This window comes from Bacillus sp. T-10(2022) (genome assembly GCF_056502895.1).
Window position 1 is genome coordinate 886,986 of sequence record NZ_CP113518.1, and the last position, 14,920, is coordinate 901,905.

At 34.6% G+C, this 14,920-nt stretch carries 16 protein-coding genes and 1 pseudogene; 15 read left to right on the plus strand and 2 right to left on the minus strand.

The genetic code is table 11. The features are described from left to right. The first annotated feature begins 210 nt into the window (after positions 1 to 210). From OSJ91_RS04275 to OSJ91_RS04320, 10 genes and pseudogenes are all read left to right on the plus strand, one after another. Complete coding sequence (locus OSJ91_RS04275; protein ID WP_350301351.1) at positions 211 to 768, plus strand: cysteine hydrolase family protein; 558 nt, start codon at positions 211 to 213, stop codon at positions 766 to 768. A 150-nt stretch (positions 769 to 918) separates the two neighbouring features. After that, positions 919 to 1,677, plus strand: a complete 759-nt coding sequence (locus OSJ91_RS04280) for a carbon-nitrogen hydrolase family protein (RefSeq protein ID WP_485891073.1) — start codon at positions 919 to 921, stop codon at positions 1,675 to 1,677. A 316-nt stretch (positions 1,678 to 1,993) separates the two neighbouring features. Then, complete coding sequence (gene map, locus OSJ91_RS04285) at positions 1,994 to 2,734, plus strand: type I methionyl aminopeptidase (protein WP_485891074.1); 741 nt, start codon at positions 1,994 to 1,996, stop codon at positions 2,732 to 2,734. A 292-nt stretch (positions 2,735 to 3,026) separates the two neighbouring features. Next, positions 3,027 to 3,844: pseudogene (locus OSJ91_RS04290) on the plus strand (alpha/beta fold hydrolase). 318 nt (positions 3,845 to 4,162) lie between these two features. Then, positions 4,163 to 4,603 (plus strand): SRPBCC family protein, encoded by a 441-nt coding sequence (locus OSJ91_RS04295; RefSeq protein WP_350301346.1) that lies wholly within the window; start codon positions 4,163 to 4,165, stop codon positions 4,601 to 4,603. A gap of 1,132 nt (positions 4,604 to 5,735) precedes the next feature. Next, positions 5,736 to 5,945, plus strand: a complete 210-nt coding sequence (locus tag OSJ91_RS04300) for an IDEAL domain-containing protein (protein ID WP_485891844.1) — start codon at positions 5,736 to 5,738, stop codon at positions 5,943 to 5,945. 222 nt (positions 5,946 to 6,167) lie between these two features. After that, entirely contained in the window at positions 6,168 to 6,629 is a 462-nt protein-coding gene (locus tag OSJ91_RS04305; protein WP_350301356.1) for a flavodoxin, read from the plus strand. Positions 6,630 to 6,665: 36 nt separating this feature from the next. Next, positions 6,666 to 7,439 (plus strand): hypothetical protein, encoded by a 774-nt coding sequence (locus tag OSJ91_RS04310; RefSeq protein ID WP_350301357.1) that lies wholly within the window; start codon positions 6,666 to 6,668, stop codon positions 7,437 to 7,439. A gap of 113 nt (positions 7,440 to 7,552) precedes the next feature. Continuing rightward, on the plus strand, positions 7,553 to 7,678 hold the full coding sequence (locus tag OSJ91_RS04315; protein ID WP_350301358.1) for a hypothetical protein: 126 nt from the start codon (positions 7,553 to 7,555) through the stop codon (positions 7,676 to 7,678). A 173-nt stretch (positions 7,679 to 7,851) separates the two neighbouring features. Further along, entirely contained in the window at positions 7,852 to 8,415 is a 564-nt protein-coding gene (locus OSJ91_RS04320; protein ID WP_350301359.1) for an MOSC domain-containing protein, read from the plus strand. Positions 8,416 to 8,735: 320 nt separating this feature from the next. Here the strand turns inward: OSJ91_RS04320 and blaI are convergent, their stop codons facing one another. Together blaI and OSJ91_RS04330 are read right to left on the minus strand one after the other, a co-directional pair. Then, positions 8,736 to 9,116, minus strand: coding sequence for a penicillinase repressor BlaI (gene blaI, locus OSJ91_RS04325; protein WP_350301360.1), 381 nt, complete (start codon positions 9,114 to 9,116; stop codon positions 8,736 to 8,738). Then, a complete protein-coding gene (locus OSJ91_RS04330) occupies positions 9,097 to 10,908 on the minus strand; it encodes a BlaR1 family beta-lactam sensor/signal transducer (protein ID WP_485891075.1) in 1,812 nt (603 codons plus the stop codon). Before OSJ91_RS04330 ends, blaI begins: the two co-directional genes overlap by 20 nt. Before the next feature lie 230 nt (positions 10,909 to 11,138). Here OSJ91_RS04330 and bla point away from each other — a divergent pair, with 230 nt between their 5' ends. From bla to OSJ91_RS04355, 5 genes are all read left to right on the plus strand, one after another. Continuing rightward, positions 11,139 to 12,086 (plus strand): class A beta-lactamase, encoded by a 948-nt coding sequence (bla, locus tag OSJ91_RS04335; RefSeq protein WP_485891076.1) that lies wholly within the window; start codon positions 11,139 to 11,141, stop codon positions 12,084 to 12,086. 238 nt (positions 12,087 to 12,324) lie between these two features. After that, entirely contained in the window at positions 12,325 to 12,726 is a 402-nt protein-coding gene (locus OSJ91_RS04340; protein WP_350301362.1) for a DUF6157 family protein, read from the plus strand. A 145-nt stretch (positions 12,727 to 12,871) separates the two neighbouring features. Further along, positions 12,872 to 13,297 (plus strand): hypothetical protein, encoded by a 426-nt coding sequence (locus tag OSJ91_RS04345; protein WP_350301363.1) that lies wholly within the window; start codon positions 12,872 to 12,874, stop codon positions 13,295 to 13,297. A gap of 332 nt (positions 13,298 to 13,629) precedes the next feature. Continuing rightward, positions 13,630 to 13,863, plus strand: coding sequence for a cyclase (locus OSJ91_RS04350; RefSeq protein WP_350301364.1), 234 nt, complete (start codon positions 13,630 to 13,632; stop codon positions 13,861 to 13,863). Between the two features lie 74 nt (positions 13,864 to 13,937). After that, positions 13,938 to 14,507, plus strand: a complete 570-nt coding sequence (locus OSJ91_RS04355; protein ID WP_350301365.1) for a dihydrofolate reductase family protein — start codon at positions 13,938 to 13,940, stop codon at positions 14,505 to 14,507. The last annotated feature ends 413 nt before the right edge of the window (positions 14,508 to 14,920 follow it).

The following is a 14,920-nucleotide window of genomic DNA, read 5'->3' on the forward strand; positions in this document are numbered from 1 at the left end:
TTAAAATTGAAGTGAGTTACTTCGGTAACTCTTTTTTTCTTGTTGGACTTACTAACGGGTGCATTAGCTTAAGATCGGAGCTGTCTTTAAGGCAGCTTTTTCTTATGGAACTAAAGGGGCAGGTTAGCTCAATAACAATAAAGTTTTTACATTTAGAGTCTGAATATAAAATGTAATAATTGTTAAAGAAAAAAATAGGGGGGAATTATCATGGATAAAGGAAAAAATGCTTTAATTATAGTTGATGTACAAAAAGCTTTTGAGGATAAAAAATGGGGAGAACGAAACAATCTAAGTGCAGAAGAAAATATTAGAAAGATTCTAACATTATGGAGGGAAAAGTGCTGGCAAGTAATACATATTCAACACATGTCCGATAACCCTAGTTCTGTATTCCATCCAAAGAATGAAGGATTCGCTATAAAAGAATTGGTTGAGCCTCTTGGAGAAGAAGTAATTATAACAAAGAAAGTAAATAGTAGTTTTATCGGTACAAAATTAGAAGAGTTTTTAAAATTAAATGATATCACAACAGTAGTAATAACAGGTTTGACTACGCCCCACTGTGTGTCTACTACCACAAGAATGAGTGAGAATTTAGGTTTTAATACATACCTTATTTCAGATGCGACAGCAGCATTTGGCATAAAAGACCAAAATGATAACTATTATGATGCCGAGACTATACATAATATTTCTTTAGCTACCTTAAATGACGAGTTCGCAACTATACTTACAACAGAACAATTAATAAATGAAGTATTTTAAGTTTGTTAAACTAACACGGTGCTTTTACTTCAAAAAGGGAGATTGCTGCGGCAATCTTTTTTCTTAAGGAACTAAAGGGGCAGGGTAGTTGAACAAGCAATTCAATGTCATGCTACAATTATTACAAGCAAAGTTGGTGTTTGGGAGATTATGGGAAAAATAAAAATAGCTTTATTACACCTATTGCCAATCGCTGGTGATGTGGAGTATAACCAAAAACTAATTGAACAAGCCATTCATATAGCATCAAATAATAATGCCGAATGGATTATAACACCCGAACTATGTGTCAGCGGACTTCAATTCAATCATAAGATTGGGACTGGATGGATTAACCGGCAACCTGATGTCTGGATGAGTAATTTGAGCCGTAAACTAAAGAATTTGAAAAGCACTGTATTTTTGGGTTGCCCTGAAAAAGGCAGTAACGGAGAGTTGTATAATTCTGTGTTTGTCATAGATAAACAAGGTTATTTATTAGGCAAACAGAGAAAAATAAGTGTTATTGATGATTGGTCAGCATCAGGGGATGTAATAGAGCCAATAAAAACAGACAATGTTGAGGTTGGTATTATGATTTGTGCAGACGCCTATCCCAAAGATATTGCTTACAACTTATTTGAAAAAGGAGCAGAAATATTAATTGCACCGTCTTCCTGGGGTCCCGGATTACACGGTCCAGAGGGAGAATGGGAACAAAGGTCATTAGAAACAGGACTGCCCGTATTTGTCTGTAATCGTACTGGAGAAGACGAAACTGTCCGTTTTTGGGATGCAGAAAGCATGATCATAAAAAATGGAGTACGCCTTTTAACACATAAATCAAAACAATCAGCCATCCTTACTTTTGAATGGGATTTACAAAGCATGGAATTAATATCCCCTCATTTCGTTATTGATTACATATAATGAGTACATACTAATATACTACACTCTTGTTGAATTAAAGGGTGCGTTAGTTCTTTAGGGAGTTGCTTTGGCAGCTCTTTTTTCTTATGGAGCTAAAGGGGCAGGTTAGCTCTATAAGAAAAGTGGAAGTTAAATCCAATTAATAGTATAGTCATATGTACTAGATCCTTTTTGTAGTCTATTTCTTAATCTAAGAAAAATTCAGCTGAGGGGTATTGTACCAAATTATTTACATTACTTTTATTTTTCGAGAAAATAAAGGTACAATTAATACTTATATAGTTTATATGATAAAAGATAATGGGGTAGGAATAAAATGATTGCAAAAACAGAAGAAGATTTTAATGGTTTGAAGGAAATTGGCAGAATTATTGCCTCCATTAGAGATGAATTGGTACAAAGAACAATTCCTGGCATAACTACCAAAGAACTTGATGATATCGCCGGAGAACTTTTAGAAAAAGCAGGTGCAGTTTCAGCTCCAAAAGGTGAATATGATTTTCCTGGCTATACTTGCATTAGTCTTAATGAAGAAGTGGCACATGGTATTCCGGGTCATCGGATTATTCATGAAGGGGATCTAGTAAATATAGATGTATCTGCTTCAAAGAACGGTTATTTCGCAGATACAGGAATCTCTTTTGTAGTAGGAGAAGGAGAAGAAGTATTAACGAAAATATGTGACGTTGCTAAAAAGGCATTTGAAGCAGGTCTTAAGAAAGCAAAACCCGGTTCTAAAAAAAGTAGAATCGGAAAAGCAGTATTCGAAACAGCGAGACAGCATGGATTCACTGTTATCAAAAACCTTACAGGACATGGTGTGGGACGTAGAATACACGAAGCACCTGACCATATTTGTAATTATTATGATCCATGGGATAATGAAATATTAAAGGAAGGGATGGTTATCGCATTCGAACCATTTATCTCAACCTTTGAAGAAGATGTATTCCAAAAAGAAGACGGTTGGACCTATGCTACAGAAAAAAGCTATGTAGCCCAAATGGAACATACGATTATCCTTACTAAAAATGGTCCGATTATTGTCACGCTTTAATTCAAGCATAGACGGAAAAGACTCGTATTAATATAAGCAGTTCGCTTACCTTGTAGGAAACTTAAATGGAGTAACATATAAATTCGTAACAATTTTAAAAAATGTTACTCGCATCTAAAAAAAGAAGGATTCGATTGGTGTATCCCACATCAACCTACTCAAGTAAAGGAGTTGCTTTGGCAGCTCTTTTTCTTATGGAACTATCGGGGCAGTTTAGTTGAAGAAGGAATGAAGAAACAAAAAGAGAATAGGTACTGTTAGTTAAAATGATTTTATAGAAAGAAGGATTAAAATGGCATATTGCAAAGTTCGCCAAGCTGAAATATATTATAAGATTTAGGGGAAGGTATACCAATTTTAATGATACACGGTTATTCTCCGGACCATCGATTAATGAGTGGTTGTATGGAACCTATATTTACTAATAGGGAGGGGTGGCGACGTATTTATATTGACCTACCTGGAATGGGATTAACAAAAGAATATAACGAAATATGCAGTTCTGATGAAATGTTGAATGCTGTTTTAGATTTTATTCAAGCTGTAATTCCTAACCAAGAGTACGTAATTGCTGGGGAATCTTACGGTGGCTATATAGCTAGGGGCATTATTGAAAAGCATCAAGAACAAATACTCGGTGCAGCATTTATATGCCCTCTTATTATTCCTCTTCCAGAAAATAGAACAGTTGAGAAACATAAAATAATGAAAACGGATGAAAAATTTATTGGAAATTTATCAAAGGATGAATTAGAAGATTTTAGAAATAACAACATTGTACTTGATGAGTACACTTGGGTAAGGTACAACAAAGAAATTCTAAGTGGTTGTAAAATTGGAGATGAAAAGTTTCTAAATAAGGTTAAGAATAAATATGGGTTTTCTTTTAAGATTGACCAGTCTGATTTTATTAAACCCAGTGTATTCCTGTTAGGTAGACAAGATTCTTCGGTTGGATATAAAGATGCTCTTGACTTAGTAAACAAGTATCCGCGAGGAACATTTGCTGTGTTGGATATAGCAGGCCACAATTTACAAATTGAACAACCACAACTTTTTAGCAATCTATTAAATGAGTGGTTGGATAGAATTGAAGAGTTCCAAAACTAATACTTAACGTAGTAAGTGAAGTTTGTGAAATATTGGACTTAAACTAACGGGTGCTTTACTTCAATAAGGGAGTTGCTTTGGCAGCTCTTTTTTCTTATGCAACTAAAGGGGCAGGATAGTTCCATAAGGAATACTGTTAAGTGACATTAAAGTCGTTTAAAAACGTCAGTCCTGTTATTCCATTAAAGGGCCGGATTGTGGAGGATTGGAAGAAGGAAATATTTGTATAATTAGTGATGTAAGTTTATGCTTTTTATGTAATAATTATTTGTAGAAATGTAAAGTTACAATTCATACATAGTGAAGGTGGGGAACATAATGGCAACGGGAACGCATACTGTAGTAGTTCCAGTAGATGTACAAGCAGTTTGGGATTATGTCAGTGATCTCGAAAAATGGGCAACGACAGTACCAGCCTATAAAGAGCATGAAATCATAAATGACAAGCAATCTATTTGGACATTTGAAGGTCGTGTGAAAGGTATTAAAAAAACAATACAAGCGCAGGTAGATATTACCGAATGGAATGAACCTTCAAATATTAAGTTTGAACTAAAAGGTTTATCAGATAATTTTACAGGAAGCGGTCACTTTACTGCAGAAGATGTTAATGGAAAAACAATAATGACTTGTACGGTGGAAATCCATGCAGGCGGATTATCTGGTGCGGTGTTAACACCAATTATTAAATGGGCTGTTCCAAAAGTAGCATCTCGTTTAACAGAATCTATCGCACGTAAAATTGCAGTATTCTCATAGTTTTCAAAGATTGAAAGCCAATTCATTTTGGAGATACCTTCACTGAAGTATAGATGGTAACATTCTGAAGTGACCAATATAATGATATCGAGCTCTACTAGAAATTTTATAATTAGCGGAAAGGGGGCTGTCCAAAAAGGATAGCCTCTTTTTTGAATATTCCAGAATCGCTTTTCTTAATGAACTAACAGGTGTGTTAGCTGTAGATCTGAGCTGTCTTTAAGGCAGCTCTTTTCTTATGGCACTAACGGGGCAGGTTTGCTCAACAGGAAATAATAAAATAGGGTGTTGAAAGGTGTTGATGGTGAATGAATGTATTCCCGGAAGCAAACGACTTTCTTTCGTTGTTTAAGTGTGAACCTAGAAATATTTACCATTTTACTATAATAAAGCAACATATCAATTTTCCAATGGGGAGGAAGACTTTATTGTTACACTTTCTCCATCTTACGGTGAAGTAAAAATACAAGTAACCCAAATGAATTCAAATAAAGTTTTATCAATCTTGAATTTAAAACGAGTTAACAAGTTTGAGATTACAGCAGACAAAAGAGAACTTTCAAGTGTACTTTTAACGGTTCTGTATGACGATTCCCAACAAACAATAGAAATTGATTTTAAGCCAAAATATAAACTGATTATTAGAGAACATTATTTACGAGCTTAATAGAATATTTCAGAAAGATGCTTTTACTGACGGATCGATTATATAACTTATATGGCTAAAAACTGATTGACATTGATAATCATTATCATTATTATATAAAGTAATATTTGATATTGATAATCATTTTCATTTAATACTCTTAAAAGTTCCTGATTCCTGTCAATAAAAATTCAGGAAGAAAAATGAAAATAGGTCAACCTTACAGTCAACTGACTATGTTAGCGATAACAAATAAAATTCAATAAATACTGAAGATTAGTGGAGGAGGAACATCTGTGGATAAAAATTTTATAATATTAGAACAATTTTCAGCATCAAGTAAGCTGCTGCTGTCCTGGGCAAAAGCACCAACATATGATTGAATTCCTTCAAGGTGATGTTTGGACAATTACAAACGAGCGGAAGTATGTTGATTGTTTAGGATGGCACTTTTTAATAGATATCAACAACGAGTTTCAGTTTTTTATGCATGTGGAAGATATTGAGGAACTGTATTCCAAGGGAAGCATTTGCTCCATTTTGGATTTGAATCTAAAAATTAACCATTTAAGCTTTAAAATAAACGAAGCACTCGATGCACATGATAGGCAGTCGTTTTTTTCATTTGCAGATGAACTGAGTAACGTACAGAAAATAAAGAATAAAATTAACACTGGAGATTTACATGCTTTTTAGGAAAACACGACAAGTTTTTGAACATATTAAATAAAGATGCAATTGACTTTTATATTTCATGCCCTTTTTGTGGTGTGAGCGGACATGATTCCCGTGTAAGTTTGTTAATTAAAATAGGAAAAAACAAAAAACATCGATACCACCAAAGTTTAATTAAAGGTAATGCTGCTAAGTAGTTTGAATTTTTACTAATAATCATCAGTGTTGGAAGGGGAACTTATCATGTCTAAAATCGTTATGATTTTTGCCAGTATGAGTGGAAATACAGAAGAAATGGCGGATATCATTATAGAAGGAATCACAGAAATCAGTGATGTGAATATCGAAAAGATAGATATAATGGAAGGTCCTGAAGCCTCCATACTTGGAGAGTATGATGGTATCTTATTAGGCGCATATACGTGGGGAGACGGAGAATTACCGGATGATTTTTTAGACTTTTATGAGGAAATGGATCATATTGATCTAACTGGAAAGAAAGCTGCGGTGTTTGGTTCCTGCGATTCATCTTACTCACAATATGGTGCGGCCGTAGATATTTTGACTGAAAAATTAAGGGAACAGGGTGCTGATATCGTCCTAGAAGGGTTAAAAGTAGAATTAAATCCAGATGATGAGGATATCAAAAACTGCCAAAATTTCGGGAGGGATTTTATAAAGAAAAGTCTTGTCTCTTCAATATAGAATTAGCTATTTTATGAGGAAAGAGAGGTGAGGGGAATGATGGGTAAGGAACATCGGATTTCCATTGCTACTTTAACTGATTACCATTTACAAGATTTTATAAGATGTCCTTATCAATTTTACTTTCAACATATAGAAGGAAAAATCACAACTCAATTGGATTGGAGGAAGATGGTTCAAGCTGTGGTTAATCAAGTTGTAAGTCGCTATTACAAACTGCCTCCAATATGTCAGACAACTAAGAAAGTTATGGAGTTCATAGATGATCATTGGAGTGCCATTGATGTACGTCAGTTCGAGTCAAGGAGTCATTATTATATGGCTCTTGCTAATATAACTGACCATTTACTCCAATTTTTAACTTCCACGAAAATTCAATATCCCCCTTTATTTTTATATGAAAAGTTTAACATCAATATTGAGGAGTTGGGGACCGAACTCTCCTTGACTTTTGAAGTAGCAGAATGGTCAAGAAGCTCATACATCATAAAAAAATATGTAGTTGATACACACGAAGAAATGAACTTATTATTTACTAATATGATTTCGGTATTTTGTGAAAAGGCATTTGGTCAATTACCGGAAAGAATAGAGATATTCTCGCTTATGGAAGGTAAAATAGAAACTTATATTCCAACCATGAATGATGTTTCGAATGGATTGGAATACCTCAACATAATCAAGAATCTTTTACAAGAACCCAAAAAGTATTTGAAAACGAATTCTTTACTGGTTTGCAAAAGCTGCTCTTATCAAAATAGGTGTTATGACGGTAGTAAGATAAACCAAGAAACTGTTAATTTTCAATAATTTTGTATATGTTCAGAAAACCTCGATTTATAACAGGTTATGGAACAAAAGCATACATACAGATCAAGGTCGCTCCAATACTATTTCTTAGTATATAAAGGGTGCGTATGAGGATGGATTATAAGATTGGTGCCGAAGAAAATGATACAAGCACTCTTGTTAATGATGGTTTTCAAATAAAGCCAGAAAAAAGTTCACGAACAAGGAACAGGAAGAACACTTCGTCCATAGGGTCTTAAAAGCATAGAAATTATTCAACAGATAATTGATGCAAAAAGTAGAAGCTTAAATAAGATTCTAATTGAGCTTACAAAGGGAGGTTGCTAAGGCAGCCTTTTTCTTTTTTGATCTTTCTTGGCAGGATAGTTGAATAAAGATATCAAATATAAGTATTGGGGGGAGTTGAAAGAAAATGAATGACGAAAGTATCGTCTCGGCTAGCGGAGTAGTAATAGCTGTAAGTAAAAGTGATAAACACACATTCAGCAAGGAAAATTGTAATAGTATAAATCTGTTGAAGGGTTTGGGCGTTGAAGGAGATGCCCATTCAGGTAAAACCGTTAAGCATCGTTCACGTGTAGCGAAGAACCCAAATCAACCTAACCTGCGGCAAGTTCACCTTATCCACTCAGAATTATTAGATGAATTGAAAGACAGGTTTAATGTTACAGCTGGACAAATGGGTGAAAATATTACCACAAAAGGTATTGATCTGCTTGAATTACCGAAGGATTCGTTACTATTTATTGGGGAAACAGCAGTTATTAAAGTAACAGGTCTACGAAATCCATGTGCCCAGATTGATCAATTTAAATCAGGACTTATGAACGCTGTTTTGGATCGGGATCAGCATGGGAACTTGATACGTAAAGCAGGAATCATGAGCATAGTTTTGGAAAGTGGTGAGGTTCACCCTGGAGACCAGGTTAGAATTCAATTACCACCGTTACCTCATACACCACTAGAGAGGGTTTAATATTTTCAATTGAACTGTTTTTATTTTACATAAAACAAATAGGGGGTTGCTAAAGGAGGCAGCAGCCTTTTTATTATGGAACTATAGGGGCAGTTTAATTGAATAAATATATCCTTCACAGTAATGGCTCATTTCGTGTGTAACTCTACACTTGTTTTATTATTATATGACTAACAGGCGTAGTATTTACAGAGAATAAAGCTATTCCTTTTTAATCTAGTAAGAAAGTGATAATTACTTGAGAAATATGTCCCCCGCTATTTTGATTTCGACAGAAAAAAGCGATTTGGAAAAATTCCAAATCGACTTTTTTAATAGGATTACTTTTTGGGTTTTTTATTTAAAATAGTGCGCAGTTCATTGATATCATCATCAGATAGGGTATCTTCGTGAATGAATTGGACAAGCATGGATTTCATGGTCCCTCCATAGATACGTTTGATAAATGATTCGGTCTCGGCACGCTGGCACTCTTCCTGTGTATAGAGCGGGTAAAAGGTGTAAACTCTTAGATCTTTATTGACACCTACCACATCTTTTTGAACCAATCGATCGAGAAGGGTACGTATGGTTTTCGGTTTCCAATCGGTACTTTCCTGTAAGGAAAGTATGATGTCATTCGCTGTTTGAGGGGCTTTATCCCAAAGTACGTTCATGATTTCCCATTCTGATTCTGATATACTAGGAATGTTTTTCTCCATATTTCTCCCCTTCATTTTCATTATAGATTCCTAAATCTTTTAAAATTGATAAAGTGATTTCTCCCGCTTTGCTTCCAGATGAATCATCTTCATTTTGTATATTGGTAGCAAAGAAATAAGTATTGTTCTTCGTCTCTACATACCCGATAAACCAACCATTGATGTTTTTTCCATTCACTGCTCCTGTACCTGTTTTTCCTGATAGGCGAGCTTCTTCATGCTTTTCTAAGAGTAGTGCTTCCTTCACAGCTTGGATATGCCTTTCCTTATATCCAAATTGATTGTTATAAAAGGCTTGCAGCAGTTGGACTTGCTCGACTGGAGAAATTTTTAATGAGGACTCGTTCCAGAATTCACTAAATTCCCCAGATACATCGGAATTTCCATAGTTTATCTCTTGTAGATTGGATTGAATTGTTTCAAATCCTGTTCGACGATCTAATTCTTGGAAATACCAGTTTACAGATTTTTGTAAAGCAGATGAGACATCCTGATCCATATTCCAAGCTTCATAGGGTTGCTCCGTCCCATCCCATGAAAGTTTGGATTCTTCGGGTGATATCACATTTGATTCTAGAGCAAATAAGGCACTATAGATTTTGTATGTGGAATCAGGTGATACCCGCAAAGTGCTTTTCTCTTCATTATAAATGCGATATTGCTGTGCGTTATGATTATATAAAACAAAGCTTCCTTCATACCCTTTAAAGAATTGATGTAAATCCTCATAAACTACTCCGTCATTTTTAAAATGGTATCGGTCGTTTTCCGTCGCAAATGCGGAAACGAAAGGTAATTGGATTGTCAAAATGATACTGGCCAACACATAAATAAAGACGCTTTTTCTTAATGATTTTTTTGCGGAATGCTTAAAGGCAGAAATTTGTTCAATTCGTTTTTTGATTTGAAGCTTCGAACCGTTTAATTGTGTCACTAACTGTAGATTACTTGACCGTTTTGAAAGATCCAAAAAATTAATGATAGTATTTCCATATTCACTAATAGAATGATCATCTAGTAACTGTAAAACAGATGTATCACATGCGATTTCCCGATCCAATCTCATTTCTCTAAAAGCAAGCCAAACAAGGGGATTAAACCAATATATGATTTGATAGAACAATATCACGTAATTTGTCAGCAAATCCTTGTTTTTATAGTGATTCAGTTCATGAAGAAAGATATACTCGTAATTTTTCAAGCTAAGCCAGTTTTCATGCTGAGAAGGTAAGACGATATATGTTTGAAAAAGCCCGAATATCATTGGAGATTGGACTCTATTCGAAATAACAATCTCTATTGGTTTTTTTATCTGTAGTCTTTTCTTGCATTCTTCGAAAAGCACGAGAACTTCTTGATTGGAAAACGGAGAAGAATAATTCTTTATCCTTCTGATTGTGAGCCATCCACGGACCATAGTAAAGGTAAATAAAAGCATCCCTGACAACCATAAACCCATCACTCCCCTATTAAGTAAGGACAGGTCCGGCCGATTGACCGATACAGAAAAGTCTTGTATAAGGTGTAGGCCCTGCATCATATCAGTCCCAGTTTTTTTCATATTAGAGCTGGTTACATTAATCTGATTTATATCCCCGCTGCTAAAGAGAGAACTAAAATTATATAAATCAGTAGGTATGAATGGAAGTGCTAAAGCCATAAAAAGAAACATCCACAAATGATAGTGCCATTTTGCTGTTAATTGTCTTCCAAACCATTTTCGTATAAGTAGGATAACAGTAACGGAAAATGAAGACACCAATAGACCTATTATAAAGTAGGTTAAAAACATGTCCTTCAATACCACCTCTCTTGACTTTTAAATTTTAAAAAATAGGTATATAGCAAATTTATAGTGGCTTGATGGTAAAAAATAAAGAATTGACTTTGTTAGATTACATATGTAATACTATACTACAGATGTAATCAGACTACAAACGTAATCCGTTAAAACTCCTTGCATGAGGTTGTTTTTTCAATTCGTACATAAGAGTCTAATCAAATAATTAGGAGGTTTACATCATGAACAAAAGATGGTTTTATCAAATACTGGCACCAATAGGATTGGTGCTTATGGTTGCAGGCTGCTCTGATGAGGAAAAACAGGTTGTACAACAATCGGAAACAGAACAAACCGGGGGAACTAATCAAACATCAGAAAATATTACTGCAAAAGAAGCCACAATCAAGAAATTCGAACAACTTGAGAAGGAATATGATGCAAAGCTTGGGGTCTATGCCATTGATACAGGAACGAAAGAAACCGTGGAATTTCATGAGAACGAACGATTTGCGTTTACATCTACTCATAAGGCTCTGGCTGTAGGGGCACTTTTACAACAGAAATCAATAGAAGACCTTAATCAAAGAATTACCTATACCAGTGAGGATCTTGTTAATTATAATCCGATTACAGAAAAGCATGTTGATACGGGGATGACTCTTAAGGAGCTTTCTGATGCTTCTCTTCGATACAGTGACAATACTGCTGGAAACCTTATCCTTGAACAACTGGGGGGACCGGCTGGATTTAAAAAAGTACTGAAGGGAATTGGAGATAATGTTACCAACCCTGAGCGAATTGAGCCAGATATAAATGTAGTTAATCCTGGTGAAACGCATGATACGAGTACACCAATAGCACTTGCTACTAGTCTTCAGGCTTTTACATTGGGAGATACACTTCCAACTGAGAAACGTGAACTTTTAATAGATTGGATGAAAAGAAATACTACTGGAGATGCGTTAATTCGTGCTGGAGTGCCGAAAGGTTGGGTAGTGGCTGATAAGACTGGAGCAGGATCATATGGTACGCGAAATGACATTGCGATCATTTGGCCATCAAAAGGAGACCCTATTGTTCTTGCTGTACTTTCAAGTCGTGATAAAAAAGAGGCTGATTATAACGACGAGCTTATTGCTGAGGCAACAGAAGAAGTAATTAAGGCCCTTAAAGTCAAAGTTAAATAGAAAATGATTGTACTAAAAAGGGTTACGTTAAGTAGCCTTTTTTAGTAGATTAATTCCTATAATGATTGGCCTTCTTCAACTCCCTTTAATGAACGAAAGCCTTTCATCAACTGTATTAATATGAAGACATGTGCGATCCTTCAATAACGAAGCGTCGCTTTTTTTATAGAGCTAAAGGGACAGGATAGTGGAGGGAAATAATGGTATGATATGGTATGTAGACTAAGGAGGTTGTTATATGAGTTATAAGAACACACTTATTACCATTTCAGATGATTCAAAAGTTTCTTCAGCAAAGGTACCTGTCATCAAAAACGGTAAAACCACCATTGCTTATATCGAGCATGATTTAATTAACAATAACCCCTATAAATTTACACAAGAAGACGTCCAATTCAAAACATATTTAATTAAAAATCAAATGGAAGCGGAAAATGCAGCTGAACTTCGAGAACAGTTCTTTTCAAAATCCAAGGCTTGCTTCAGGGCTTCTCCTTTAGTGAAAAATTATGGTTGGGGAATTCATTATAATAATCAAGGGAAAATTGCCATATATGATGTTAACAGTGAAATGTATAACCAATTGCTTAAGCAAGATGACATTACAAAACTTAAAGGCATGCGCTCCAAAAGAAAATAAATGCAGGATAGTTCAACAAACGTAGTGACTAGAACTGTAAAACGATGAAGATGACGCAACCAAAACATGTTTAAAGCTAAGAAGGTATAGTCATTTTTAATCATTTTAATAATCAGTTTATTCTGATATTATAAAGTGGATAAAGATGGGAGGAGGAAATAACATAAAAAACTTATTTTCAATCTTAAGTATGTTTGTGTTAGTTCTGGTAGGTGGAATGGTATTCGGTAATTCTTCTGCACAAGCAAGTGTTCCTCAGTATTCTTTTCAAACAGAAGATGGAAAATGGGATGGTGAAATTGGAAATCCTAACAGAGGTAGTGACTTACAGGTAGAACTGGTTTCCCCAATCTATTTAAAGACCTCTTCTGGAAGTAAGTTATTGACTAATTATAGTAACATATGGTCCCGTCTATGCAATGCCAGTACTGGAAAGTGCACAGGCTATCATAGCTTAGCTGGTGGAAAGACATTATTCACAGATATGAAAATTGGTAAATTTTATGTAGATGTGAAAGATGGATACTCTTCTGGAAGAGTATCTGGAAAACTACAAATTGTTTTCAAATAACTTGTATTACTTGCTACCCACTTTTAATGGGTAGCTTTTTTATATGAAAAGTTTCTGACATAAATAAATATCTAATGGAAGACTTTTTGAGTATATAGCAGATTTGAATGGATTCACTTAAAAAACGGTGCTTTAGCTGAAGAGCGGAGCTGTCTTTAAGGCAGCTTTTTCTTATGGAACTAAAGGGGCAGGATAGTTGAAGAAGGTAATTGTCTTTTTCGTCTAGAATATATCTTTTGAGAACTGTGAAAAGGTGTAAAAAGCCCTGTTTTGCCAAAAGGGTAATTTATCAATGCAATTGCAGTATCAATCAATATTTTAGGAGGGTTCAAATGGATAAAAGAGTTCAATTTGACTTTGAAATAGAGTTTACTAATGGCGGTGGGCTACAAGGGCAGGAATTCCGCCTTGATATTGATGGAGATGCCATCACTGACCAAGAGTTAGCCAAGTATATTGTAGAGGATATGAGGTTACTAATGGTTGGAGAAGTTAAGATATTTAATAAAAAGATAATTAATGAAAAACATAAACGAAAACCTGTTGATGAGAACTCTAAAAAGTAATCGACTTCAGCTAACAAGTGCGTTAGCTGAGGATTGGAGCAAACAATATTTAAATGATTAAGGGAGGAAGAATTATGTCCATTAACGTAAGATCAAGAAGAATGATTTTAGATTTGGCAGTTACTTTAGATGGTTTTATAGAAGGGAAAAATGGGGAAGTTGATTGGTGCATCATGGACCCTGAGATGGGGTTTATTAATTTTTTAAATCAAATTGATACCATTTTATATGGAAGAAAAAGCTACGATTTATGGGGACAATACACTCCAGGAATTGAAGATGCCGATACAGAAAAAGAACTTTGGAAAATAGTTCATAGTAAAGAAAAATACGTGTTTTCCAGAACGCAAAAAGGGACTGATAATAAAGCAATATTTATAAATGATAATATTGTTGAAGAAGTAAATAAATTAAAGAATAAGCCTGGTAAAGACATCTGGCTATATGGCGGAGCAAGTCTTATTACAACATTTATCAATTTAGGGCTTGTAGATGAATTTAGATTATCTGTTCATCCTGTTATTTTGGGAGAAGGAAAACCTTTGTTTATTGATATTAAAAAGAGGTTGAATTTAAAATTGGTTAATACAAAAACGTTCTCCTCTGGTGTTGTGCAACTAATTTATCATTTGAATGAAAATTAATAATATTGTACATTCCAAGGATAAAATACAATAAATATCATTAAGAAATAATTGATAGTTATTGTTGTAAATTCTTCAACAATCGGGTGCTTTAATGGTACAAGCGATATTAGACATTCTAGATGATGAGAGGGAAAAATGGTTTTAGTATGCTATACAATTGCACCAACCAGAACAAAAATGGCTTAAGCAGGAGCTGTACAACAGCTCCTTTTTTTTATGCAACAAACGAGGCAGTTGAACAAATCTTCATATATATTGTTGCTGTGATTATTGAAAACGAAGAATTAAATTTAAAACCATAGAATAAGTATTAGATGTGAAAAGGGATTTCCTTAGTTATTTTTGTTTTCGTTTTATCTTCAACTTTCTTCCTTTTTATTATTAAGGGAAAAGACGATTTTATCAATCTC

Bases quoted from the DNA above. Each gene is read 5' to 3' on its own strand.
- OSJ91_RS04275 (WP_350301351.1), top strand. From the start codon at position 211: ATGGATAAAGGAAAAAATGCTTTAATTATAGTTGATGTACAAAAAGCT.
- OSJ91_RS04280 (WP_485891073.1), top strand. From the start codon at position 919: ATGGGAAAAATAAAAATAGCTTTATTACACCTATTGCCAATCGCTGGT.
- map (WP_485891074.1), top strand. From the start codon at position 1,994: ATGATTGCAAAAACAGAAGAAGATTTTAATGGTTTGAAGGAAATTGGC.
- OSJ91_RS04295 (WP_350301346.1), top strand. From the start codon at position 4,163: ATGGCAACGGGAACGCATACTGTAGTAGTTCCAGTAGATGTACAAGCA.
- OSJ91_RS04300 (WP_485891844.1), top strand. From the start codon at position 5,736: ATGCATGTGGAAGATATTGAGGAACTGTATTCCAAGGGAAGCATTTGC.
- OSJ91_RS04305 (WP_350301356.1), top strand. From the start codon at position 6,168: ATGTCTAAAATCGTTATGATTTTTGCCAGTATGAGTGGAAATACAGAA.
- OSJ91_RS04310 (WP_350301357.1), top strand. From the start codon at position 6,666: ATGATGGGTAAGGAACATCGGATTTCCATTGCTACTTTAACTGATTAC.
- OSJ91_RS04315 (WP_350301358.1), top strand. From the start codon at position 7,553: ATGGATTATAAGATTGGTGCCGAAGAAAATGATACAAGCACTCTTGTT.
- OSJ91_RS04320 (WP_350301359.1), top strand. From the start codon at position 7,852: ATGAATGACGAAAGTATCGTCTCGGCTAGCGGAGTAGTAATAGCTGTA.
- blaI (WP_350301360.1), bottom strand. From the start codon at position 9,116: ATGGAGAAAAACATTCCTAGTATATCAGAATCAGAATGGGAAATCATG.
- OSJ91_RS04330 (WP_485891075.1), bottom strand. From the start codon at position 10,908: ATGTTTTTAACCTACTTTATAATAGGTCTATTGGTGTCTTCATTTTCC.
- bla (WP_485891076.1), top strand. From the start codon at position 11,139: ATGAACAAAAGATGGTTTTATCAAATACTGGCACCAATAGGATTGGTG.
- OSJ91_RS04340 (WP_350301362.1), top strand. From the start codon at position 12,325: ATGAGTTATAAGAACACACTTATTACCATTTCAGATGATTCAAAAGTT.
- OSJ91_RS04345 (WP_350301363.1), top strand. From the start codon at position 12,872: ATGGGAGGAGGAAATAACATAAAAAACTTATTTTCAATCTTAAGTATG.
- OSJ91_RS04350 (WP_350301364.1), top strand. From the start codon at position 13,630: ATGGATAAAAGAGTTCAATTTGACTTTGAAATAGAGTTTACTAATGGC.
- OSJ91_RS04355 (WP_350301365.1), top strand. From the start codon at position 13,938: ATGTCCATTAACGTAAGATCAAGAAGAATGATTTTAGATTTGGCAGTT.